This is a genomic window from Roseateles sp. GW821-FHT03B02 (assembly GCF_059421025.1).
The window spans coordinates 494,840-516,260 of record NZ_JBWKUV010000002.1; the positions used below are offsets into that span (position 1 = coordinate 494,840).

The window sequence follows — 21,421 nt, forward strand, 5'->3', positions numbered from 1 at the left end:
GGCCCAGCCCTCCAGGAGCCTGCCCATGACCCTTTCCTGCGACGTCGCCATCATCGGCGCCGGCACTGCCGGCATGGCCGCCTATCGCGCCGCGCGCGTGCATACCGACAAGGTGCTGCTCATCGAGGCCGCCCGCTACGGCACCACGTGCGCGCGCGTCGGCTGCATGCCCAGCAAGCTGCTGATCGCCGCGGCTGAAGCCGCTCAGGCTGTGCGCGATGCGCACCGCTTCGGCGTGCAGGCCGAGGCGCCGCGCATCGACGGCCGCGCCGTCATGCAGCGGGTGCGGGACGAGCGTGACCGCTTCGTCGGTTTTGTCGTGGAGACCGTTCACGGCTGGCCCGAGGACACGCGGCTGTTCGGGCGCGCGCGTTTTCTCGCACAGGGCATGCTGGACGTCGACGGCCAGCGCGTCGAAGCGAGGGCGGTCGTCATCGCCACGGGTTCGCGGACCTTCGTGCCGGCTGGCTGGCGCGAGCGGCTGGGCGGCAGGCTCATCGTCAACGACGACGTGTTTGACTGGATCGATCTGCCGAAGTCGGTTGCCGTCGTCGGTGCGGGCGTCATCGGCCTGGAACTGGCCCTGGCCTTGCACAAGCTCGGCGTGCGCGTGCGCCTGTTCGCGCGCAGCGGGCGGGTCGGGCCGCTGACCGACCCCGAACTGCAGTCCCTGGCGCGGCGCCTCTTTGCCGAGGACCTGCCGCTGACGCTGAACGCCACTGCGCTGGACCCGGTGCTGGATGGCGACCAGGTGCTGCTCGGCGGCGAACGCTTCGACGCCCTGCTGTGCACCGCCGGCCGTCAGGCCAATCTCGACGGGCTGGGGCTGGAGGCGCTGGCCCTGCCGCGCGATGCTGAAGGTCGTCCGCTGATCGACCGCCACACCGGCCAGTGGGGCGGCATGCCGGTCTTCATCGCCGGCGACGCCACCCATGACCGCCCCCTGCTGCACGAGGCTGCCGACGCCGGGCGCATCGCCGGCGACAACGCGGCGCGTTGGCCCGATGTGCACCGCCGCCCTCGTCGTGCGCCGCTGGCCATCGTCTTTAGCGAGCCGCAGATCGCCATCGCCGGCGCCAGCCATGCCGAGCTGACCGCCGCGGGGGCGGTCTTCGACACCGGCCGTGTCAGCTTTGCCGACCAGGGGCGCAGCCGCGTCATGCTCGTCAATCGTGGCGGCCTGCACGTCTATGCCGAGTGCGGTACGGGACGGCTATTGGGCGCCGAGATGATCGGCCCGGCGGCGGAGCATGTCGGCCATCTGCTGGCCTGGAGCGTGCAGCGCGGCGACACGGTGCAGCAAATGCTGGACAGCCCGTTCTATCACCCGGTCGTCGAGGAAGGCCTGCGCACGGCGCTGCGCCAGCTCAGCAACGACCTGCACCTGCCCTCGCCGCCCATCGAGAACTGCCTGGACTGCGACACCTCCGCCGAGGCCGGGGCCTGATGCACAGCGCTTGATCGATCTCAAGCCGCCCAGGCGGCAACGCGGCGACAGTGGGCCATTCACCCGCAGGGTGGCCAGACCCAGGAGATCGGCATGGACAGACTCAAGGACAAGGTGGCCGTCGTCACCGGTGGTGCGATGGGCATCGGCGAAGCCATCAGCCGGCTGATGGCAGCCGAGGGTGCCCGCGTGGCGGTGACCGACCTCGACGACGCGCGCGGCGAGGCGGTCGCGGCGGCGATACGCGCCCGCGGCGGCCAGGCGGCCTACTGGCATCTGGACGTCAGCGACGAGGCCCAGGTGAAGCGCGTCTTTGCCGACGTGAAGCAGCGTTTCGGGCCGATCACGGCGCTGGTCAACAACGCCGGCATCGCCGGGCCCAACAAGCCCACAGACGAACTCAGCGTGGAGGAGTTCGAGAGCGTGCAGGCGGTCAACGTGCGCGGCGTGTTTCTCGGCACCAAGCATGTCATCGCGCAGATGCGCGAGGCCGGCAGCGGCAGCATCATCAATCTGTCCAGCATCTATGGCCTGGTGGGCGGCGCCGACGTGCCGCCCTACCACGCCAGCAAGGGCGCCGTTCGCATGATGACCAAGACCGACGCCCTGCTCTACGCCGGCGACCGCATCCGCGTGAACAGCGTCCATCCCGGCTTCATCTGGACGCCCATGGTCGACGGCTTCCTGAAGAGCCAGGCCGATCCTGCCGCCGCCAAGGCCGCCACCGCCGCCCTGCACCCGCTGGGCCACATGGGCGAGGCCGACGACATCGGCTGGGCCTGCGTCTACCTGGCTAGCGAGGAAAGCAAGTTCGTCACCGGCAGCGAACTGGTGGTGGACGGCGGCTACACCTGCCGCTGAAGCCGGCTCAGCGCTCGGCGATGTCGACGACGACCTTGCCGCGGGCCTGGCCCGTTGCGACGAGATCGTGGGCTTGGCCGGCTGTCGCCAGCGTAAAGCGTCGTTCGTCCAGGCGCGGGCGCAGCCGGCCGGCATCCACCAGGGCAGCGGCTTCATGCAGGATGGCGCCGTGGCGCTCCCGGCCCTCGCCGCTCAGCAGCGGCAGCAGCGTGAAGACGCCTGAATAGGTTGCCGCGCGGAATGACAGCGGCGCCAGGCTGTGCGTTCCCCAGCCGAGGATGCTGACGACATGGCCGCCGTGGCGGCGCACGGCCGTGAAGGAGGCGTCGAGCACGGCCCCACCCACCGCGTCGAACACGACGTCGAAGCCCTGGCCGGCGGTGTGCTCGGCCACCAGGCTCTCCACCGTCTGAGTTCGGAAGTCGATGGGGGTCGCGCCCCAGGACCTGACGAGCTCGAAGTCCTCGGCGGCCACGGTCGCGAACACGCGGGCACCGCGCGAGCGCGCCAGTTGCACTGCGACATGGCCCACGCCACCTGCGCCGCCCTGCACCAGCACGGTCTGGCCGGCGCGCACGGCGGCCCGGTCCACCAGCCCTTCCCAGGCGGTGATGACCGCCAGGGGCAGCGCCGCCGCCTCGCGCATCGACAGGCGCGCTGGCTTCACCGCGAGCAGGCGGGCATCCACGGCCGCCCATTCGGCCAGCGTGCCCTGCAGGCCACCGATGCCGCCGGCCATGCCGTAGACCTCGTCGCCTGCTCGCAAGGCCGTCACACCTGGGCCGACGGCCTCGACGACGCCGGCCATGTCGATGCCCAGCACCGCGGGCAGCGGCTGGCGGGCGTGGGCGGCCTGACCGGCACGGATCTTGGTGTCCAGCGGGTTGACGCCGCTGGCATGAATGCGCACGAGAACCTGGCCCTCGGCCGGCTCGGGGCGGGGCAGCTGAACGGCCGCAAAGGCGGCACCGGCATGGTCGACACGCAGGGCTTGCATCGTGGAAGACATCGCTAACTCCAGGGAGTGAAAAGGGATGTCTGCAGTTTTGGTCATGCGTCAGCGAATGAAAACCAATGAGTTTGAAATTCAGGCATGCAAATTTGTATGCTTTGGGGCATGGACTGGAACGACATCAAGGTTTTCCTCGCGGTGGCCCGGGCGGGTTCGCTGGGTGGCGCTGCGCGGGCGCTCGGGCAGTCACAGCCAACGATGGGCCGGCGGCTCAAAGCCTTCGAGGACGGCCTGGGCCAGCCGCTGTTTCAGCGCGGCAGCACCGGCTTCGTGCTGACCGAGCTCGGCGAGCAGGTGCGTGACCACGCCGAGCGCATGGAGGAGGAGGCGCTGGGCTTCGAGCGCCGGCTGGCCGGGCGCGGCGACGAGGTGGAGGGGCTGATCCGCGTGTCGGCCTCGGACTGGTTCGGCCTGCATGTGCTGTCGCCGGTGTTCGCGCGTTTTCGTTCGGCCCATCCGCGCGTCTGCATCGAGCTGATCACCGACTCGCGGCTCTACAACCTGTCCCGTCGAGAGGCCGACCTGGTCTTTCGCATCCGCCCCTTCGAGGGCGCCGACGTCGTGCAGCGCCGGCTGCTGACGCTGGACTACGCTCTCTACGGCGCGCCGGGCCTGCCGATGCCGACCTGGGGCGACGGCGCCGGCCTGAGCCTGGTGACCATGGACACGGCCTTTGCCGAGATGCCCGATGTGCATTGGCTGCAGCGCGTGCTGCCGAATGCCCAGGTCGCGATGCGCAGCAACAACCGCGAGGTGCAGGCCGCGCTGGCCGCCGCCGGCTGCGGCTGGACGGTGCTGCCGCGCCTGCTGGGTGACCGCCACGCTGGCCTGCAGCGTGCCGACTGCGACGATGCACCGCCGCCGCGCGAGGTGTACGTCGGATACCACCGTGATCTGCGCCGGCTGGGCCGGCTGCAGCGCCTGCTGGCTCATGTCGTGGCCGAGCTGGCGCCGGTCACAATGCCCGTCCACGCAACCTCTTGAACCCGCCGCGATGAAGAAGTTCGCCACCTGGAACGTCAACTCCCTCGCCGTCCGCCTGCCCCAGGTGCTGGACTGGCTGGCAGCCCACCCGGTCGACGCACTGGTGTTGCAGGAAACCAAGCTCACCGACGACAAGTTCCCGACGATGGAAATCGGCGAGGCCGGCTGGCAGGTGCAGTGGTTCGGGCAGAAGACCTACAACGGCGTGGCCCTCATCAGCCGTGAGCCGGCGACCGACATCGTCAAGAACATCACCGGCTTTGCCGACGAGCAGGCCCGCGTCATCGCCGGCACGGTGGGCGGCGTGCGCGTCATCGGCGGCTACTTCCCCAACGGCCAGGCGCCGGACAGCGACAAGTTCACCTACAAGATGAACTGGTTGAACGGCCTGCGCGGCTGGCTGGCCGAGGAAATGAAGCAGCACCCGGAGCTGGTGCTGATGGGCGACTTCAACATCGCCCCCGAGGACCGCGACGTCTACGACCCCGTGGCCTGGGCCGGCCAGATCCACTGCACGCCTGAGGAGCGCGCGCATTTCCGGCAGCTCATCGATCTGGGCCTGACCGACGCCTTCCGCCTCTTCGAGCAGCCGCCCAAGAGCTGGAGCTGGTGGGATTACCGCAACCTGGCCTTCCGCAAGAACCAGGGTCTGCGCATCGACCACATCCTCGTCAGCGAAGCGCTGAAAGCCCGCGTGACGGCCTGCGAGATCGACAAGCTTCCGCGCAAGAACGAGCGACCCAGCGACCACGCGCCCGTGATCGTGACGATCGACGGGTGATTTACTTCCTGGCGAGGAAGTAGGCCACCAGCGCGTTGGCGTGGCCGTGGCCCATCTGGTGCTCGGCCTTGAGCCTGTTGACCAGCTCCATGTGCTTGAGCGGGCCGGCGCTGGCGATGACTTGCTCCCAGTGGGCGATGGGCTGGCCGTACTTCTTCTCGATGGACGGAAAGTAGGAGACTGGGCCTTTGACTTTCTCTTCGGCGGGCATGGGGTTCCTTTCGTTGCCTCCCGGACAACGATTGACGGGGCGCGGATTCGACAGCGTCGTCAGATCGCGTCCAGATTCGCCTGCAGCCGCTCGAAGAAGCGGCCCACGTGCACGCCATCGCACAGCGCGTGGTGCACGTCCACAGCCACCGGCATCAGCAATCTGCCGGCCGTTTCCGTGAAACGGCCGAAGGCCACCTTGGGCCGATCGTCGCCCTGGCCGCGGGCGTGTGTGAAGGCCGTGAAGGCCAGCCAGGGCAAGGCGGTCATGTGCACCAGCGTTTCCTCGCGCACCTCGCCGGGCTCGTCGGCGGCGAAGAGGTCGCCGCTGGCGCGACGCACGCGCTCGATGTTGGGCCTGGCGCGCGCCGCGAAGTCGGCCAGCGACGGGTCGCGCGGCAGCGTCAGGAAACCGAAGCTGCCGTCGTCGCGCAGCACCGTCGTGCTGGCATGGATGACGGCGAACTCGCGCACGCCGGTGCCGCCGGCCGTCAGCGTCTGGTGCATCGCGTCGACGGCGTTGGCCGCCTCCAGCGCGGCATGGTGGTAGGCCAGCCAGGGCGTGGCGCCGTGGCGGGCTGCGCGTTCGCGCAGCCCGGTCACGTCGACCGGCACGGTCACGCTGAAGGCCGGCTGGGCCATGCGGCGGAAATGTTCCAGGGCCGCACGGCGCGGCCAGGCTTCGAGAGGGATGTCACGGTCTTGCATGCTGAACTCGGTTCGGCCGCGGTGGGCTTGCGCCAGATCAAGGGTTGGCCGCGGCAAGGCGCCATGCTCGCATGTCAGAGAGGTTTTTCCATGCGATTGCAGTCCGTCACCCACCGCGAACACCCCTTCCCCACCGGCCGCACGCTGGTCTCCACCACCGATCTCAAGGGCCGCATCCTGCATGCGAACGCGGTCTTCGTCGAAGCCAGCGGCTATTCGCTCGACGAACTGCTGGGTCAGCCGCACAACCTGCTGCGCCACCCCGACGTGCCCGAGGAAGCCTTCCGCGACATGTGGGCCACGATCGCCGCCGGCCTTCCCTGGTCGGGCATCGTCAAGAACCGCCGCAAGAACGGCGACCACTACTGGGTGCTGGCCAACGTGACCCCGCTGCTGGATGGCGGCCATCCGGTGGCCTATCTGTCGGTGCGGTCCGAGCCGACGCGTGCCCAGATCGACGCGGCGGAACAACTCTTCGCGCTGATGCGCCAGGAAAAGGCTGCGGGGCGGCTGCGGCACCGGCTGCAGGGCGGCGAGCTGATCCGACCCGGGCTGGCAGGTGGGCTCCAGCGTCTGGCCCGGCGCCTGCCCTGGCTGGCTGCCATTCCGGCGCCGCTGCTGTCCGCCGGCGCGACCTGCACCGCCTTCGCCCTGGCCGGCCCCTGGGCCGCTGCCGGCGTCGGCGTCGCGGCGGCGGCAAGCTTGGCGGCCTGGCAGCACGCCAGCATGCGCCGCGCCTTGGGTGCCGTCGAGGGCTTCGCGAACGCGCTGGCGGCCGGCGACCTGTCGGCCCGGCTCCAATCGGCGGGCAGCCGGCTGACGCGCAGCCTCGAATCGGCCCTGACCCAGGTGAGCGTCAACCTCTGCGCCATGGTCATCGACACGCGTCGAGAGATCGACCATATCCGCGGCGTCAGCGACGAGATTGCCCAGGGCAACCGTGACCTGGCCCAGCGCACGGAGGCTCAGGCCGCCAACCTGCAGCAGACCGCTGCCAGCATCGAGCAGATCGCGGCGACGGTGAGAGACACGAGCGCCGATGCCCAGAAGGCCAGCGGCGTGGCCGGAGAACTGCACGATGTGTCCAGCCGCAGCGTCGAAGTCGTCCATTCCGTGACCGACACGATGGGCGGCATTGCGGGCTCCTCCAGCCGTATCGGTGAAATTGTGCAACTCATTGACAGCATCGCCTTCCAGACCAATCTGCTGGCGCTGAACGCAGCCGTCGAGGCGGCGCGCGCGGGCGAGCATGGCAAGGGGTTCGCGGTCGTCGCAGGCGAGGTGCGGGCACTGGCCCAGCGCAGTTCGATGGCCGCGCGTGAGATCAAGTCATTGATCGACGACTCGACGCGCCGGGTACGCGAGGGAGAGACCCAGACCCGTGCGGCCCGGGAGAGCATCGATGCGACGCTGGCCCAGGTGCGCGCCTTCACCGGTCTGATCGCCAACATCGACGAGGGCGCCCGCGCACAGCTTCGCGGTGTGGCCGAGGTGCACGATGCCATGCGCCAGATCGACGGCATCACGCAGCAGAACGCCACCATGGTGGAACAGCTCGCGCGGGGGGCGGAGCGGATGCTGCATGACACCGAGCAGGTCGCTGCGGCGCTGCGGGTCTTCCGGCTGGCGGCGAACGAGTCGCGCGCCCTGCCCGACGCGGTGGAACTGCGCCGGGCGGCCAAGCGCGCCTGAGCGCGCCTCCTCAGTCGGCGTCGTCGGCGTCGGCAGGTGGGCGCAGACCGAAGTCGAACAGCGCCCGATTCAATTCCTCGGCACGCTCAGCGCCAAGATCGGCCAGCAAGCGGTTCGCGGGCGTGCCGCGGATCTGGCCTATCTGGTTGTAGCCCAGCGTCTTGGCGTAGGCGAGCGTGCGCGACGTGAGCGCCAAACATTCGAGCGGCGCCTGGTCAGCGAGGCTCAACAGCCGGGCGTAGGTGTGTGCAGAGATGGACACGGTTCCCGCAATCTTGGGCGGCAACGGGGTTGGGGCGGTACGCGTCAGTCTTACGGCCGAGAGCGATGCGGAGCTCGTTGTCTGGAGCTGGTCATCATCATGGGTCATCATCAACTGTGTTCCGCCACCGAACCCTTGGGATGGGTCAGCAGCCGCCGTAAGGAAGGCCGAAGATCTCAAAAAAGATGCTGATGAATTCCATGGGGGGCTCCGGAAGTGCGGAAGTGAATGCGATGGACCGAACTGTCCCTGTTTCCGCCCCCCTAGAAACCTAGCAAGTCTTCCAGGTTTTAGAGATAAACCCAGATCTAGAAAACCCCCGCCGCCACGCACTTGAGCACCGCCTGGTGCTTGGAAGTGACCTCCAGCTTGCGCATGGCGTTGCCCAGATGGAAGTTTACCGTCTTCTCGCTCATGCTCAGGATGACGCCGACCTCCCAGGCTGTCTTGCCCTGGGCCGTCCAGCTCAGTACGTCGAGCTCGCGCTTGGTCAGCTTGGGAAATTCGGGCTTGTGGAGCTTCTGGCTCAAGAGACTGTCGGCGGCGGCCATCGCGTGTGAAGCGAGCAACTGCAACCCGCCGATCAGTTGCATCAGCCCTTCGCCTCGTGACGGAAGCGCCTCTTCCCGGTCGATGCCAAGCAGGAAAGTCTTGTCGCCAGGCAAGTGCAACTTGACGGCAACGCCGGTCTTGTAGCCGTACGGTGCCTGTGCTTCCCACAACTCACCCGAGCCTGCACCAACGTAGGTCCTCTGGTCGTAGACCACGGGCAACGGCTGAGTCAGGAGCCGATCGAGCACCGGATCTCGCAACGCTTTTGACGCATCTTTGTAGGCCTCCGCATGGCCTGGCTGCGTGTTGCCGAAGGAGCGGCCATCGACGCCGTTGGCCGTCAGCTGACCGCGCATCAACACACCCGAAATGATGGGAAAACCCATGGCATCCGCCGTGGCGACGAGACGGCGCTCGAAGCTCGCAAAGTCTTCGCTCAGGCCGACGTCGATCAGCTGCTGGTAGTTCATTTCGGGCCGGACCATACCTGACAAGTCTGCCAGCTTGTTCGGCGCCGACCGTGACCAGAGACTACGCAGCCATCCGAATCAAAAGACTCAGAGGTGCTGTCCATGTCGACCTTGATCCAGCTGCCCGAAGGCAGTGTCTGCTGGCCCGTTGCCGCACTGTCCAGCGCCGCCCAGGATGTCATGCACGCCCGGACCGATCTGCATCGACCGCGCGGCAATGGGCGCGGCGTCGGTGGCACGACGCGCTGGGAGCGCAGCTATGCCGATGCCCGGGCCTGGGTGGAATGGGACTGGGTCGAGATCGGCGAGGGCACCGTCGTGCAGGCCGATCCGCTCAACGTCCGCTCCAATGTGCTGCTGCTGGACGAGCGCGGCCGGCCGCTGCTGTCGTCGCGGCGCCGCGCCACGCTGGCAACGCTGGTCTACCTGCTGCCCTGGCAGGGGCCGGTGCTTGACAAACTGCGCAGCCATGCGCCGGCGGCGCGTCGGATCGACAGGCCCGACCGTCGCCTGGCGGCGTGAGCCGTACGCTGAACCTTCCTCGGTGCTGCCGATCGGCCGCCGCTACGCGGCGCCGGAGTTCAGGGTCAGCCACGGGCGCGGCCTGAGCGAGAAGGCGCCCCTGGCGGGTGCCGTCGTCCGCGTGGGGCAACGCGGACGGCAGGCGACGAAGGCCGAGGCCGATTTCATCGGTCATGATGGCAAGATCTACGCATACGCCAGCATCACATGCCCGTTGTTCGATCTCGCCGATCCCGCTTGAACTGCAGCCGCAGACTCTCGCTTGCCCTGCTTGCCGCCTGGCAGCTGGCCGGCACGAGCGCGCGCGCGATGCCCGAACCCCTGCGCATCGAGACCATCCAGTCCGCGCCCTTCGGCGTGGTCGAGGGCGGCGTCAGCGGCGGCATGATGTACGAGATCGGCAATCTCATCGCCGAGCGGGCCGGCCTGCAGGCCGTCAACCAGATCGTCCCCTACGCGCGCACCGTGGTGAGCCTGCGCAATGGCAGCGCCGACATGGTGATCCGTTTCAGCAACGAGGAACTCGCCGAGGTGGCGGTGCAGGTGGCGCGCGTGCTGCCGATGCAGACCGTGGTGCTCAGCCTGCCGGCGTCCAGGATCGAGCGGCTGGCCGATCTGGCGGGCGCGACCATCGCGGTCGCGCGCAGCGCACCGCTGGATGCCCGGCTGGAAACGGTGCCTGGCGTTCAGTTCGAACGCGTGCAGAACAACGAGATGTCGGTGCGCATGGTGGCTGCAGGCCGTGTGAAGGCTGCCTTCGGCAGCCGGCTGGGCCTGCTGGGTGCCGCGCGTCGGCTGGAACTGCCTCTCGACCGCTTTGCACCGCCGCTGGTCATCGGCGGCCAGGACTTCTGGCTGCACGTGTCCCGCAAGTCCGCGACACCGGAGCTGCTCGACGCGCTGCGGCGCGGCCTGGAGTCGGCGCTTCGCGACGGCAGCATCGAGCAGATCCGCCGCCGCTACGAGGCCGAGGTGCCGGGCGCGGCGGCCGACGCTGCCCGGCGCTGAAGGCCCGTCTCAGCGCAGCGCCGAGGCCTCGCGCGCCAGCTGCGTGATGCGCGCCCAGTCCTTGGCATCGACGGCGTCCTGCGGCGTCAGCCAGGAACCACCGCAGACCTTGACGTTGGGCAGCTTGAGGAACTGCGGCGCCGTCTCCAGCGAGATGCCGCCGGTTGGGCAGAAGGCCACGTCCGGGAAGGGGCCGGCGAGCGACTTCAGCAGGTTGACGCCGCCCACGGCGACGGCCGGGAAAAGCTTCAGGAAGCCGAAGCCGGCCGCATTGGCCTGCATGACCTCGGAGGCGGTGGAAACGCCCGGCAGCAGCGGCAGCCCTTGGGCCTTGCAGGCGGTGGCCAGCGCGTCCGTGTAGCCGGGGCTGACGCCGAACTGGCAGCCGGCGTTCTTCGCGTTGGCCACGTCGGCAGGGCTGCGCAGCGTGCCGGCGCCGACGATGGCGCCGGGCACCTTGGCCATGGCTTCCATGGCCTGCAGCGCGACGGGCGTGCGCAGCGTCACTTCGAGCACCTTGATGCCGCCGGCCACCAGGGCTTCGGCCAGGGGCACGGCGTCTTCCAGGCGCTGGATGACGATGACGGGGATGACGGGGCCGTGGCTGGCCAGGCTCAGGGTGTCGAGCATGTGGATCTTTTCTGTTTTACAACCAGGTGACAGCGCCTTCCTCGGCGCTCAGCACGTTGCGGCGCAAGCCGGCGAAGAGTTCGCGGCCCAGACCATGTGCGTTGACGTCGGCTTCGGCAGGATCGATCTTGGCGACCTCGCGACCGGCCCATTCGGCCTCGCCAACAAGGGCCGACAACGCGCCGGTCAATGCGCAGACGCGCACGACGTCGCCGTCCCGCAGCCTGGCCAGCGGGCCGCCGGCCAGGGCTTCGGGGCTGACGTGGATGGCTGCGGGCACCTTGCCCGAGGCACCGCTCATGCGGCCGTCGGTGACGAGGGCGACCTTGAAGCCCTTGCCCTGCAGCACCGCCAGGGGCGGTGTCAGCTTGTGCAGCTCGGGCATGCCGTTGGCATGCGGGCCCTGAAAGCGCACGACGACGACGACATCGCGCTCCAACTCGCCGGCCTTGAACGCAGCCAGCATGGCTTCCTGCGTCGTGAAGATGCGGCAAGGGGCTTCGACGGTGTGGCGGTCCTCCGGTACCGCCGAAACCTTGATGACGGCGCGTCCCAGGTTGCCTGCGAGCAGCTTGAGGCCGCCGGTGGCGCTGAAAGGCTCCACGGCGGTCCGCACGACGCCGTCGTCACCACTAGCGGCCGGCAGCGCCTCGCGCACCACCTCGCCGCCCTGCCCCACCGCGCGCGGCACGAAGGCGTAGGGGCGCAGGCTGTCGCCGGCCACTGACATGACGTCTTCGTGCATCAGGCCGGCGTCCAGCAACTCGCGGATGACGAAGCCCGGGCCGCCGGCGGCCTGGAACTGGTTCACGTCGGCGCTGCCGTTGGGGTAGACACGGGCCAGCAGCGGCACAACGGCCGACAGGTCGGAGAAGTCCGTCCAGTCGATCAGGATGCCGGCCGAGCGCGCCACGGCGACCCAGTGGATGAGATGGTTGGTCGAGCCCCCGGTGGCCAGCAGGGCCGCCATGGCGTTGACGATGCAGCGCTCGTCGACGAGCTGGCCGATGGGCTTGGCGGCCTGGCCTGGCACGCGCCCGCTGATGTTGAGCGCCGTTCCGACGGCTTCGCGCGTCAGCGCCGAGCGCAGGTCGTCGTGCGGATGCACGAAGGCGCTGCCCGGGGTGTGCAGGCCCATGGCTTCCAGCAGCATCTGGTTGCTGTTGGCCGTGCCGTAGAAGGTGCAGGTGCCGGCGCCGTGGTAAGCGGCAGACTCGCTCTTCAGCAGCTCGTCGCGGCCGACCTTGCCCTGGGCGTAGAGCTCGCGGACCTTGGCCTTGTCGCTGTTGGAGATGCCCGAGCTCATCGGGCCGGCCGGCACGAAGACGCAGGGCAGATGGCCGAAGTGCAGTGCGCCGATCAGGAGGCCCGGCACGATCTTGTCGCAGATGCCCAGCAGCAGGGCCGCGTCGAAGACGTCGTGGGTCAGCGCGATGGCGGTGCTCATCGCGATGGTGTCGCGCGAGAACAGGCTCAGTTCCATGCCAGGCAGGCCCTGCGTCACGCCGTCGCACATGGCTGGCACCCCGCCGGCCACCTGCACCGTGGCGCCCAGGCGGTGCGCCTCGGCGCGGATCTGCTCGGGGTAGCCCTCGTAGGGCTGGTGGGCCGACAGCATGTCGTTGTAGGCCGTGACGACGCCCAGGTGGGGCGCCTTCTCGGCCACTATGCGCAGCTTGTCGTTGGACGGCAGGGCCGCGACGGCGTGGGCGACGTTGGCGCAGCCCATGCGCTCGAAGCCGCGCTGGCGGCCGCTCATCTTGGCGATGCGGGCGAGGTAGTCGCCCCGCAGCTTGGTGCTGCGTTCGCGGATGCGTTCTGTAACTTGATCGAGTGTGGCGTGCATTCGGGTCTCCTGTGGCTCTCGTAACTGGCCCTTTGGAATTTAGGTAACCATATTACTTGTCTCCAGGGTCTCGCGGGTTACGGGCTGGGTACGATGGAGGTGATGGCGTCACAGGCAATTCATATTCCCCACGGCCCGGTACGCAGCGCCCATCTGCTGCAGCGCACGGCCGCCGAATGGCGGGCCAGCGGCGACGATCTGCTGCTGTTTGCCTACGGCTCGCTGATCTGGCGCCCCGAGTTCGAGTATGCCGAGGCCCTGCCGGCGCGGGTGCTGGGCTTTCACCGCGTGCTGCGCATGCGCTCGCGCGTGAACCGCGGCTCCCCGCAGGAGCCCGGCCTGGTGCTTGCCCTGATTTCGGGCGGCAGCTGCCGCGGTTTGATCTACCGCATCCCTCGTGCCGGTGGCGAAGAGGTGCTGCAGCGGCTGTGGGCGCGCGAGATGCCCAATGGCGTCTACGAGCCGCGCTGGCTGAATTGCGACACGCTCTCGGGCCGCTTGCGCGCGCTGGCGTTCACGCTGTCGCGCCAGAGCCCCAACTGGACCGGTCCGCTGCACGAGCCCGAGCTGCTGCACATCTTCCGGCACGCCAGTGGCCGCTACGGCACGACGCTGGACTATCTGCTGCGCACCGTCCACGGGCTGCGCGAGCATGGCATCCGGGACATGGAGCTGGAGCGCCAGGCGCGCCTGGCTTCGCAGCACGGTCTGTGCGCTCCGCTTTGACCTAGCCGCGCAGCCGTTCGAGGTCTTCCGCCGTGTCGACGTCGATGTGCACGCCGGGATCGTCTACGGCAACGGGTTGCGCGGCGTAGCGCGCAACAATGCGCCGCGCGCCCTCGTCGCCCTGCAGGGCCATCAGCTCGGAATAGAGCTCCGTGCCGAAGCCGACGGGATGGCCCTGGATGCCACGGTACTGCGCGTAGCAGACCGGATAGCGCTCCAGGCCTTCTGCCACGGCCATGATGGTGCTGGGCTGCACCAGCGGCATGTCCGCCGGAAGGATGAGCCAGCCGTCGGCATGGCCGGTGGCGCTGACGCCGGCAACGATGGAATGCCCCATGCCAATGGGTTGGGGGCGGCCGTGGCTGTCGCGCTCCGGAAGCGTCACGACGTCCCGCGCCGCGATCAGCTTGTGGACGGCCGGTGCCAGCGCGGCTGTCGTCACCACCACGACAGGCAACTGCGTCGCAATCGCGTGGCGCAGCGTGCGCCCCAGCAAGGTGTCGCCGCCGGACACGTTGCCCAGTTGCTGCTCAAGCTTGTGACCCGAACCGCGGAAGCGCGAGCCGCGACCTGCGGCCAGCACCACGACGGCGGGGCGTCGCTTTGTCATTTGCGTGATCCTTCCAATCCCTCTCTCCGAGCGCCGGTCTTTGCCGTTTGCTGCAGTGCCACAAGCATGCCGAGTGGCACCGCGCTTGAAACTGGTAGGTTCACTTAAGGGAAGGTCTGCATACTTCCACCCCATGAGCAAGCTGAGTGAATTTCGAAAGAGTTACGAACTGGGGGAACTGGACGAGGCCCAGGCCACGGAAGGCCCGTTGGCCCTCTTCCAGCGCTGGATGGACGAGGCCATCGCCCACGACGTGTCCGAACCCACGGCAATGACGGTGGCAACGGTTGGCGCCCACGGCCGCCCCTCGACGCGCGTGGTGCTGCTCAAGGGCTTCGACGCGCGCGGCATGGTCTGGTTCACCAACTACGAAAGCCGCAAGGGCGAGGAGTTAGCAGGCAACCCTTACGCCGCGTTGCAATTCCACTGGGTGGAGATGGAGCGGGTGGTGCGCATCGAGGGCCGTGTCGAGAAGACATCGGCCGAGGAATCGGACGACTACTTCAAGAGCCGCCCGCTGGACTCGCGCCTGGGCGCCTGGGCGTCACCGCAGAGCCGGGTCATTTCCTCGCGCGCCGTGCTGGTGGCCAATGCGGCCAAGGCGGCCGTCCAACACGGGCTCAACCCCGAGAGGCCGCCGCACTGGGGCGGCTACCGACTCGTGCCGGACCGCTTCGAGTTTTGGCAGGGCCGCCGCTCGCGGCTGCATGACCGGCTGGTCTTCAGCCTGGACGCCGGCCGCTGGGCGCGCGAAAGACTCGCGCCCTAGTTGACGGCGCTGCCGTCCTCGACGCGGTAGTAGAGCCCGTAGGGATCGTCGTTCAGCACAGCGAGCACGCCCTCGACGACCACCGGCTCCAGCGTGTAGCGCACCGGCTTCCTGGTGCGCACCTCGACCAGCCCCTCGGGGCCGGCGGGCACGCAGAAGGAGCAGGTCGTCGGCACCGAGGACAGCAGGAAATGCTGCTGCTTGTCGCCGGCCTCGAGCGGCATCATGAAGCCCTGGACCTTGACGGTCTTGCGGTCCAGCGCCTGCACGGCCGCTGGAAAGGTCGGCACGATCTTCTTCTTCTCGGCCTTGGCGGTGACCTGGGACAGCAGTTTCCAGGACACGATGTCGGCGCGTTCCTCCAGTGGCTTGAAGGGGCTGCGCGGGTCGTGGTAGCCGGGGCCCTGGCCGACGCCGGGTGGAACCTGGGCGAAAACGGCGGTGGCAACGAGGCAGAGAGCGAGCAAAGGCTTGAACTTCATGATGGCGGGATTGTCGGTGTTCAGCGCGGAGCTTGCAGCAGTGTCGTGACATCCAGCCGGTAGGCCCGCCAGGCCGGCCAGGCTGCGGCCAGTAGCGCGAGACCGCCGGCCAGCAGCGGCACCAGCCATTCGGCCTCACTCCAGCCCAGGGCGCCCAGGCGCAGCGATTGCCGCTCGGCCAGCAAGCGTTCCAGCAAAGCGACGAAGCCGTGCCCCGCCGCAAGGCCGAGCGCCGCGGCGAGACCGGCGAGCAGCAGCGCCTCCAGCGCGATCAACGCGGCGACGCGGCGGGCCGGAGCGCCCAGCATGCGCAACATGGCCAGATCGCCCTGACGCGCGCGCACGGCGTGCAGCAGCGCGACCCAGACGGACAGCCCGGCAGCGGCCAGCAGCACAATGCCGAAGCCGCGCAGCACCTCGGTGCCGGCGCCGACGAGGCGCATAAGTCGTGCGGTCTCCAGTGCGGGCGCGGCGGATTGCAGGCCGTCCTGCGCGTTGACCCAGCGCGGCAGCGTGACGGCAGCCAGCGGGCTGCGGTAGCGCACCAGGGCCAGCGTGATCTCGCGCGGCCTGTCCTCGTCATGGGCCGCGTGGTCTTCATGCACCTCCCAGACCGAGGCCAGGTCGGTCAGCACGAGGCGGTCCAGCACGCTGCCCGACTCGGCCAGCACGCCGACGACCTCGAACTGGTGCCCGCCGTGCGCGCCGCCGCCTTCGGCCAGGCCGTGGCTGCCGGCGAAACGGTCGCCGGGCCTGAGCCCGCTCGTGCGCGCCACCTCGGCACCCAGCACGGCCTGCATGGGCCTGGCCCACAGGACGCCCTGGGCCAGCCTGGCGCCGTAGAGGTCGATGTAGTCCGGCGTCGTGCCGGCAATGCGGTAGCCGCGCAAGGAGTCGCCCAGCGACAGCGGCACGGCCTGAGCCACCAGGGGCTGGCTTTTCAGCAGCTCCAGCGTGGCCAGCGGAATGTTGCCGGTGGGCGCGTCGAGATGAAAGACGCCGGCCAGCATGATCTGCATCGGGCTGCCCTTGGCGCCGACGACGAGGTCGATGTTGGCGAGATCGCGCTTCAGCCCAGCCTCGACCTGGGCGCTGGCGCGCAGCACGAAGGTGACGGCGGCGAGCCCGAGGGTCAGCAGCAGCAGGTTCAGCGCCGTCGTCAGCGGGCTGGACCACAGATACCGCCAAGCCAGGCGGATCACAGCACCACCTCGGACACATCCTCGCGTTCGCTCAGCGCCTCGACGACGCGCGCGTCATGGCTGGCGATGATCAAGGTGCAATCTTCCCGCTCCGCAGCGTCCAGCAGCAGGGCCAGCATGGTCAGCGTGTGCTCGTCGTCCAGATTGGCGCTGGGCTCGTCGGCCAGCAGCAGTCGCGGCCGGCGCATCAGCGCGCGGGCCAGGGCCACGCGCTGGGCCTGGCCGACACTGAGCTGATGCGGCCGCCGGCCGGCGAGTTCGGCAATGTCAAGCGCCGTCAGCAGCTCGTTGGCGCGCGCCGGGTCGGCGCCCTGCCCCGCCGCTAATGCCGGCAGCGCGAGGTTCTCGGCCACCGTCAGCGCCTCGCTGAGATGCAGGCGTTGCGGCACGACGCCCAGCGTTGCGCCACGCCACGCGTCCAGCGCGCGCGGGTTCATGGCCTGCAGCTCGGCGCCGGCGACGTGCAGCTCGCCCTGCTGCACGCGCAGCAGCCCCGCCAGCAGGGCCAGCAGCGTCGACTTGCCGGAGCCCGAGGCACCACGCAGCAGCAGATGCCGGCCGGCGGCCAGCGCGAAGTCGGCGTAGGCGATCTCGGTGCCGCCGGCGTAGCGATGACGCAGCCCGCTCCAGGCCAGCATCACTTGACCAGACGCCTGAAGCTCGCCAGAAACTTGTCCACCTTGCCTGCGACGACAAAGGCGCAATAGCCCTGCTCCGGATTGCGGGCGTAGTAGTGCTGGTGGTAGGCCTCGGCCGGGTGGTAGTTGGCCTCGGGCTGCAGCTCGGTGACGACGCGGCCGGCGTGGTGGTCGTTGGCCTCCTTCAGCACTTCGGCTGCGAGCTGGCGCTGGGCTTCGGTGTGCCAGTAGATGCCCGAGCGGTACTGCGTGCCGACGTCGGCGCCCTGGCGGTTCGGCGTTGTCGGGTCGTGGATGGTGAAGAACACTTCCAGCAGTTCACGCAGCGAGACCTCGGCGGGGTCGAAGTCCACGCGCACGACCTCCGCATGGCCGGTATTGCCGCTGCAGACCTGCTCGTAGTTCGGGTTGGGATGCTGGCCGTTGCTGTAGCCGTTCTCGACGTGGTGCACGCCGCGCACGCGCTCGTAGACGGCCTCCAGGCACCAGAAGCAGCCGCCGGCCAGGGTGATGCGTTCGAGATTCGTTGCAGGCATTGGGGGGACTTTCAGTGGGCGCCGAGGGTCAGCTCGACATGGGGCCGCCAGGTCTCGTCGCAAGCCTGGTCGCAGAGCTTGGGGGCGGCGAGGAAGACGCGCGCATTCGGCGCGCCGCGGGCCAGCAGCGCATCGCGCACGGCCGTGGCGCGCGCGATGGCGAGCTGGCGAAGCGCCTCGTCGTCCACCACATAGCTGCCCAGCAGCAGGCCGCGCATCTGCTCGGGCGGCAGGTCCTTGGCAAGGCCCAGCATGTTCTTGGGCTTGTTGGGCAGTTTGCTGGCCTGATAGAGGCGCTTGAGCGCCAGATCGGGCGTGGCGGCGTTCTCGGCCTTCAAGGCCTGGGCCAGGCGCTGCTCGCGGATGGCCTGGCCCTCGGCCGCCACAGCGGCCCGGCCGGTCAGCGTCAGCTGCACACCGGGCTTGTCGACGAGCAGCCTGGCGATGCGATCGAGCTGGTCGATGGCGGCAAGCTCGGTGCGGCCCGGCAGAAAGGCGATCTGCGCCTCTTCGGCACTGTCGCTGCCCGTGAACAATGCGAACGGAGAGGTCAGCGCCTTGCCGATCAGGTTGAGGATGAGCTTCCAGACGATGCCGCCCACGCTGAACTCGGGGTCGTTCAGCGAGCCGCTGACGGGCAGGTTGACGTCGATGACGCCGTCGCGGTCCTTCAGCAGCGCGACGGCGAAGCGCACCGGCAGCGAGGTCGCGTCGGGGCTCTCGACGCGCTCGCCGAAGGTGAGCTGGTTCAGGATGATCTGGTTGCTGGCGACGAGCTGGCCGCCCGGCTCGACCTGGTAGCGCAGCTTGGTGGAGAGCTTGCCGCGCTCGATGGCGTAGCCGGCGTACTTGGCCGCGTAAGGCGATAGCGGCGCGAGCTCGATGTCGGTCGCGTTGGCGGCGACGTCCATGGCCAGCGGCGCGCCGGGCTTGAGCTGTCCGTCGATCTCCAGCAGCCCCGTGCCGGCGACCTTGCCGCGCAGCGTCAGCGGTGCCATGGCGGGGTTGGCGGACGAGAAGGCGCCGAGCGACCCCTGCAGTTCGGTCAGGCGGGCGCTGTAGTTGGGGCGCACGAAGCGGTCGCTGAAGTCGACGGTGCCGCGGCTGACGCGGATGCGCTCGGCTGCGAACTCGGGCTGAGGTGCCGACGCAGGCGCTGCCGGCGCCGAGGCCGCTTCGGCCGGGCCGATGTCGCGCAGGTTGAAGCGGCCCTGCTCGTTGACGATGAGGCGGGCGTAGGCATCGTCGAGCTGGGCCTCCCTCACCGCCAGGCGCGGTGGCGCGCCCGGGGTCAACGCGAGCCTGAGCCCGTCGAGCTGCAGCACCTGCCAGCTCAGCAGGTCCTCGCCGACGACGCGCTGGCCGTCGACCGAACGCGTCTGCAGCAGCGCCAGCGGCCCGACGCGCACGTCGCCGCTCAGCTTTGCCGCCCAGTCGCCGCCGGCCTGCTGGCTGGCGTTGACCTCGGCCTTGAGACCCAGCTCGGCCCGCTGCAGGTGCAGACCCCAGGCCGGGTCGAGATAGGCGTCGAGCAGTTGCAGCGGCAGGGCCCTGGCCTGCAGATTGCCAGTGGCCGACAACGGCGCCAGGCCGACGCGGCCCGTCCACTGCGCGCTGCCGGCGCTGGCCGAGACGGGCTGGTCGTTGGCACCGATGGGCGCGAGCTGGGCGGTGAGCTGGGCCTGCAGCGGTGCACCCGCCGGCCAGCTGAAGGCCCCGAGCTGCAGGCGCAGCGGCTCGACCGCCAGCGCCACGGGCGCCATGCCTGCGGGCACGGCGGCATCGCGCCAGCGCAGCGCGCCGCGTTCGACGGCAAGGCCGGCGAGCTGCAGCTTCCAGGTCGGGCCTGCAGCGGTTGCGGTGCCGTCGGTCGTCAGCAGCGGGGTCAGGTTGAGGCGGCCGTCGGCATCGCGGGCAAGCTGCGCGCGCGGCGTGTTCAGGGTCAGCGTGCCCAGGTCGATGCGATGGCTGGCGGGCTCGATGCTGGCCTTGTCGAGCTGCGCGGAAGCCAGTGTGAAGAGCCTGGGCACGCCAGGCAGACCCAGGCGGGCGTCGTCGAGGCGCAGCTCGGCCAGCGTCAGCTGGGCACGGTCGGCGGCGCCGGCGGCCAGCGGCTCCTTCACGCTCAGGCCGAGTCGGGTCGACACCCCGGCGCTCAGCCGGGCGCCAGCGGGCAGCGGCAGCCAGGCCGCAAGGCGCTCCAGAGCCAGGCCGGTCAGCGTGGCGTCGGCCTGCAGCAGTTCGGGCGACAGCCTGGCCTGCGCAGCCAGCATGGCCTGGTCCAGCCGCAGGCTGGCGTCGAGCTGGGTGGACGCCTTCAGCGGCCACGCCGCGGCGGCGAGCTTGAGCTGGATGGCGTCGAACACCAGATCCTTGACGGTGACGCGGCCGTCCCTGACCTCGGCGCCCGCCATGGTGATCTGCCAGGGGGGTGCGGCCGGCGCGTTCGCCTGTTGGGGCTGTGCCGGCAGCGCGCGCGGCCAGGCGCTGGGCGACTCCAGCAGGATCTGGCCGAAGCCGAGCTGGCGGCGCAGTGGCTGCACATCGGCCAGCGGCAGGCTCAGGCGCTTGAAGCCGAGCAGGGATTGGCCATCTGGCTGCGTCAGCGAAAGTTCATGCAACTGGACGAGGCCGCTGAGCTTGACGCCGGGGGGCTGCTTGGGGCGCTCCGCAAAATCCACCGCCAGGTCGACGTCCAGCCGCCCGCCGGTCAAACGGATGGGTGCGCTGGCGGGCACATAGGCAGCCAGCGGGGCCAGATCCAGGCCGGCGAACTTGAAAGACAGGCGCGCGCTCGCATCGTCCGCGAAAGGCAGGGCCTCGGCGCGGCTGTCGAAGGCCACGCCGTCGAGCTTGCCGCGCAGCTGGGGCAGCACCTTGACTTCTACGTCCCCCGGCAGCGTTGACAGGAAAGGCAGAGCCAGGTGCAGGCCGGCCAGTTCGTGCCTGCGCTGCACGGGGCGGTCGTCGAACAGGATGCGGCCCTCGCTCAGCTCGATGTTGTAGACGGCGAATTCGGGATCGGCCTCCTCGGGCGCGCCGGGTTTGGCGGCAAAACGCTGGATGAGGTCGTCGACGTCGTAACGGCCGACGGCCGTGCGGGTCAGGCGCAGCTCGGGTCGGGTCAGAGCCAGGGACTCGATGACAGCCCGGCCGCGCAGCAGGGAGCGCAGGGACAGGGCGGCGTCCAGCTTAGCCAGCGTGAACAGCGGGGGGGTGCCGGCGCCGGGGCCGGCAATGCTCAGGCCCTCGACGACGAGCGCCAGGCGCCAGGGCTGGAAGCTGGCCTGCTCGATGTGCACCGGCCTGCCCAGGGCCTGCGTGGCCAGCGCCGCCCCGCGACCGCCGACCCAGCTCGGCAGGGCAAGCGTCACCACGAGCAGCAGCAAGGTGCCGACGGCCGACAGCGCGGCCAGGGTCAGGAGCCCGAGACGGGCGATGCGGGCGGGGGAGCGGGAGGTGGTCGTCACGGC

23 protein-coding genes are annotated in these 21,421 nt (G+C 69.5%); 10 read left to right on the forward strand and 13 right to left on the reverse strand.

What is annotated here, in order from left to right; genetic code table 11:
* Positions 1–25 precede the first annotated feature (25 nt).
* Together AC07VX_RS08620 and AC07VX_RS08625 are read left to right on the forward strand one after the other, a co-directional pair.
* Complete coding sequence (locus tag AC07VX_RS08620; protein ID WP_493164291.1) at positions 26–1,447, forward strand: dihydrolipoyl dehydrogenase; 1,422 nt, start codon at positions 26–28, stop codon at positions 1,445–1,447.
* Positions 1,448–1,540: 93 nt separating this feature from the next.
* Positions 1,541–2,308 (forward strand): SDR family NAD(P)-dependent oxidoreductase, encoded by a 768-nt coding sequence (locus AC07VX_RS08625; RefSeq protein WP_493164292.1) that lies wholly within the window; start codon positions 1,541–1,543, stop codon positions 2,306–2,308.
* 7 nt (positions 2,309–2,315) lie between these two features.
* Here the strand turns inward: AC07VX_RS08625 and AC07VX_RS08630 are convergent, their stop codons facing one another.
* A complete protein-coding gene (locus tag AC07VX_RS08630; RefSeq protein ID WP_493164293.1) occupies positions 2,316–3,317 on the reverse strand; it encodes a zinc-dependent alcohol dehydrogenase family protein in 1,002 nt (333 codons plus the stop codon).
* A 108-nt stretch (positions 3,318–3,425) separates the two neighbouring features.
* Here AC07VX_RS08630 and AC07VX_RS08635 point away from each other — a divergent pair, with 108 nt between their 5' ends.
* Both AC07VX_RS08635 and xth read left to right on the forward strand, forming a co-directional pair.
* Positions 3,426–4,304 (forward strand): LysR family transcriptional regulator, encoded by an 879-nt coding sequence (locus AC07VX_RS08635; RefSeq protein WP_493164294.1) that lies wholly within the window; start codon positions 3,426–3,428, stop codon positions 4,302–4,304.
* A 10-nt stretch (positions 4,305–4,314) separates the two neighbouring features.
* Positions 4,315–5,085: an exodeoxyribonuclease III gene (xth, locus tag AC07VX_RS08640; RefSeq protein ID WP_493164295.1), complete on the forward strand. Its 771-nt coding sequence runs from the start codon at positions 4,315–4,317 to the stop codon at positions 5,083–5,085.
* Position 5,086: 1 nt separating this feature from the next.
* Here the strand turns inward: xth and AC07VX_RS08645 are convergent, their stop codons facing one another.
* Both AC07VX_RS08645 and AC07VX_RS08650 read right to left on the reverse strand, forming a co-directional pair.
* On the reverse strand, positions 5,087–5,296 hold the full coding sequence (locus AC07VX_RS08645; protein WP_493164296.1) for a DUF4287 domain-containing protein: 210 nt from the start codon (positions 5,294–5,296) through the stop codon (positions 5,087–5,089).
* A gap of 59 nt (positions 5,297–5,355) precedes the next feature.
* On the reverse strand, positions 5,356–6,003 hold the full coding sequence (locus AC07VX_RS08650) for a CatA-like O-acetyltransferase (protein WP_493164297.1): 648 nt from the start codon (positions 6,001–6,003) through the stop codon (positions 5,356–5,358).
* A gap of 90 nt (positions 6,004–6,093) precedes the next feature.
* On the opposite strand from AC07VX_RS08650, the gene AC07VX_RS08655 reads away from it, so the two are divergent.
* Positions 6,094–7,695 (forward strand): methyl-accepting chemotaxis protein, encoded by a 1,602-nt coding sequence (locus AC07VX_RS08655; RefSeq protein ID WP_493164298.1) that lies wholly within the window; start codon positions 6,094–6,096, stop codon positions 7,693–7,695.
* Between the two features lie 10 nt (positions 7,696–7,705).
* Here AC07VX_RS08655 and AC07VX_RS08660 read toward each other — a convergent pair whose 3' ends face one another.
* Positions 7,706–7,924 carry a hypothetical protein gene (locus tag AC07VX_RS08660; RefSeq protein WP_493183882.1) on the reverse strand — a complete coding sequence of 73 codons (219 nt, stop codon included), beginning with the start codon at positions 7,922–7,924 and terminating at the stop codon, positions 7,706–7,708.
* Positions 7,925–8,265: 341 nt separating this feature from the next.
* Positions 8,266–8,979 (reverse strand): helix-turn-helix transcriptional regulator, encoded by a 714-nt coding sequence (locus tag AC07VX_RS08665; RefSeq protein ID WP_493164300.1) that lies wholly within the window; start codon positions 8,977–8,979, stop codon positions 8,266–8,268.
* A 102-nt stretch (positions 8,980–9,081) separates the two neighbouring features.
* Here AC07VX_RS08665 and AC07VX_RS08670 point away from each other — a divergent pair, with 102 nt between their 5' ends.
* From AC07VX_RS08670 to AC07VX_RS08680, 3 genes are all read left to right on the forward strand, one after another.
* Positions 9,082–9,501, forward strand: coding sequence for a DUF4902 domain-containing protein (locus tag AC07VX_RS08670; RefSeq protein WP_493164301.1), 420 nt, complete (start codon positions 9,082–9,084; stop codon positions 9,499–9,501).
* A gap of 22 nt (positions 9,502–9,523) precedes the next feature.
* Positions 9,524–9,742, forward strand: coding sequence for a hypothetical protein (locus tag AC07VX_RS08675; RefSeq protein WP_493164302.1), 219 nt, complete (start codon positions 9,524–9,526; stop codon positions 9,740–9,742).
* 68 nt (positions 9,743–9,810) lie between these two features.
* On the forward strand, positions 9,811–10,509 hold the full coding sequence (locus tag AC07VX_RS08680; protein WP_493164303.1) for a substrate-binding periplasmic protein: 699 nt from the start codon (positions 9,811–9,813) through the stop codon (positions 10,507–10,509).
* A gap of 9 nt (positions 10,510–10,518) precedes the next feature.
* On the opposite strand, the gene eda is transcribed toward AC07VX_RS08680, so the two are convergent.
* Both eda and edd read right to left on the reverse strand, forming a co-directional pair.
* Positions 10,519–11,139, reverse strand: coding sequence for a bifunctional 4-hydroxy-2-oxoglutarate aldolase/2-dehydro-3-deoxy-phosphogluconate aldolase (gene eda, locus AC07VX_RS08685; protein ID WP_493164304.1), 621 nt, complete (start codon positions 11,137–11,139; stop codon positions 10,519–10,521).
* A 16-nt stretch (positions 11,140–11,155) separates the two neighbouring features.
* Entirely contained in the window at positions 11,156–12,985 is a 1,830-nt protein-coding gene (gene edd, locus AC07VX_RS08690) for a phosphogluconate dehydratase (RefSeq protein WP_493164305.1), read from the reverse strand.
* Between the two features lie 102 nt (positions 12,986–13,087).
* On the opposite strand from edd, the gene AC07VX_RS08695 reads away from it, so the two are divergent.
* Positions 13,088–13,711, forward strand: a complete 624-nt coding sequence (locus tag AC07VX_RS08695; protein ID WP_493164306.1) for a gamma-glutamylcyclotransferase — start codon at positions 13,088–13,090, stop codon at positions 13,709–13,711.
* 1 nt (position 13,712) lies between these two features.
* Here the strand turns inward: AC07VX_RS08695 and AC07VX_RS08700 are convergent, their stop codons facing one another.
* Positions 13,713–14,321: a nucleotidyltransferase family protein gene (locus tag AC07VX_RS08700; protein ID WP_493164307.1), complete on the reverse strand. Its 609-nt coding sequence runs from the start codon at positions 14,319–14,321 to the stop codon at positions 13,713–13,715.
* 133 nt (positions 14,322–14,454) lie between these two features.
* On the opposite strand from AC07VX_RS08700, the gene pdxH reads away from it, so the two are divergent.
* Entirely contained in the window at positions 14,455–15,090 is a 636-nt protein-coding gene (pdxH, locus tag AC07VX_RS08705) for a pyridoxamine 5'-phosphate oxidase (protein WP_493164308.1), read from the forward strand.
* Here pdxH and AC07VX_RS08710 read toward each other — a convergent pair.
* The 5 genes from AC07VX_RS08710 to AC07VX_RS08730 are packed head-to-tail and all read right to left on the reverse strand — an operon-like array spanning position 15,087 to position 21,418.
* Positions 15,087–15,572: a DUF3299 domain-containing protein gene (locus tag AC07VX_RS08710; protein WP_493164309.1), complete on the reverse strand. Its 486-nt coding sequence runs from the start codon at positions 15,570–15,572 to the stop codon at positions 15,087–15,089. The genes pdxH and AC07VX_RS08710 overlap by 4 nt on opposite strands.
* 20 nt (positions 15,573–15,592) lie before the next feature.
* Positions 15,593–16,774: an ABC transporter permease gene (locus AC07VX_RS08715; RefSeq protein ID WP_493164310.1), complete on the reverse strand. Its 1,182-nt coding sequence runs from the start codon at positions 16,772–16,774 to the stop codon at positions 15,593–15,595.
* On the reverse strand, positions 16,771–17,412 hold the full coding sequence (locus AC07VX_RS08720; RefSeq protein WP_493164311.1) for an ABC transporter ATP-binding protein: 642 nt from the start codon (positions 17,410–17,412) through the stop codon (positions 16,771–16,773). The genes AC07VX_RS08715 and AC07VX_RS08720 overlap by 4 nt, the downstream gene beginning before the upstream one ends.
* Positions 17,412–17,948, reverse strand: a complete 537-nt coding sequence (msrA, locus tag AC07VX_RS08725) for a peptide-methionine (S)-S-oxide reductase MsrA (protein WP_493164312.1) — start codon at positions 17,946–17,948, stop codon at positions 17,412–17,414. Before msrA ends, AC07VX_RS08720 begins: the two co-directional genes overlap by 1 nt.
* An 11-nt stretch (positions 17,949–17,959) precedes the next feature.
* Positions 17,960–21,418, reverse strand: coding sequence for a DUF748 domain-containing protein (locus AC07VX_RS08730; protein WP_493164313.1), 3,459 nt, complete (start codon positions 21,416–21,418; stop codon positions 17,960–17,962).
* Positions 21,419–21,421 lie beyond the last annotated feature (3 nt).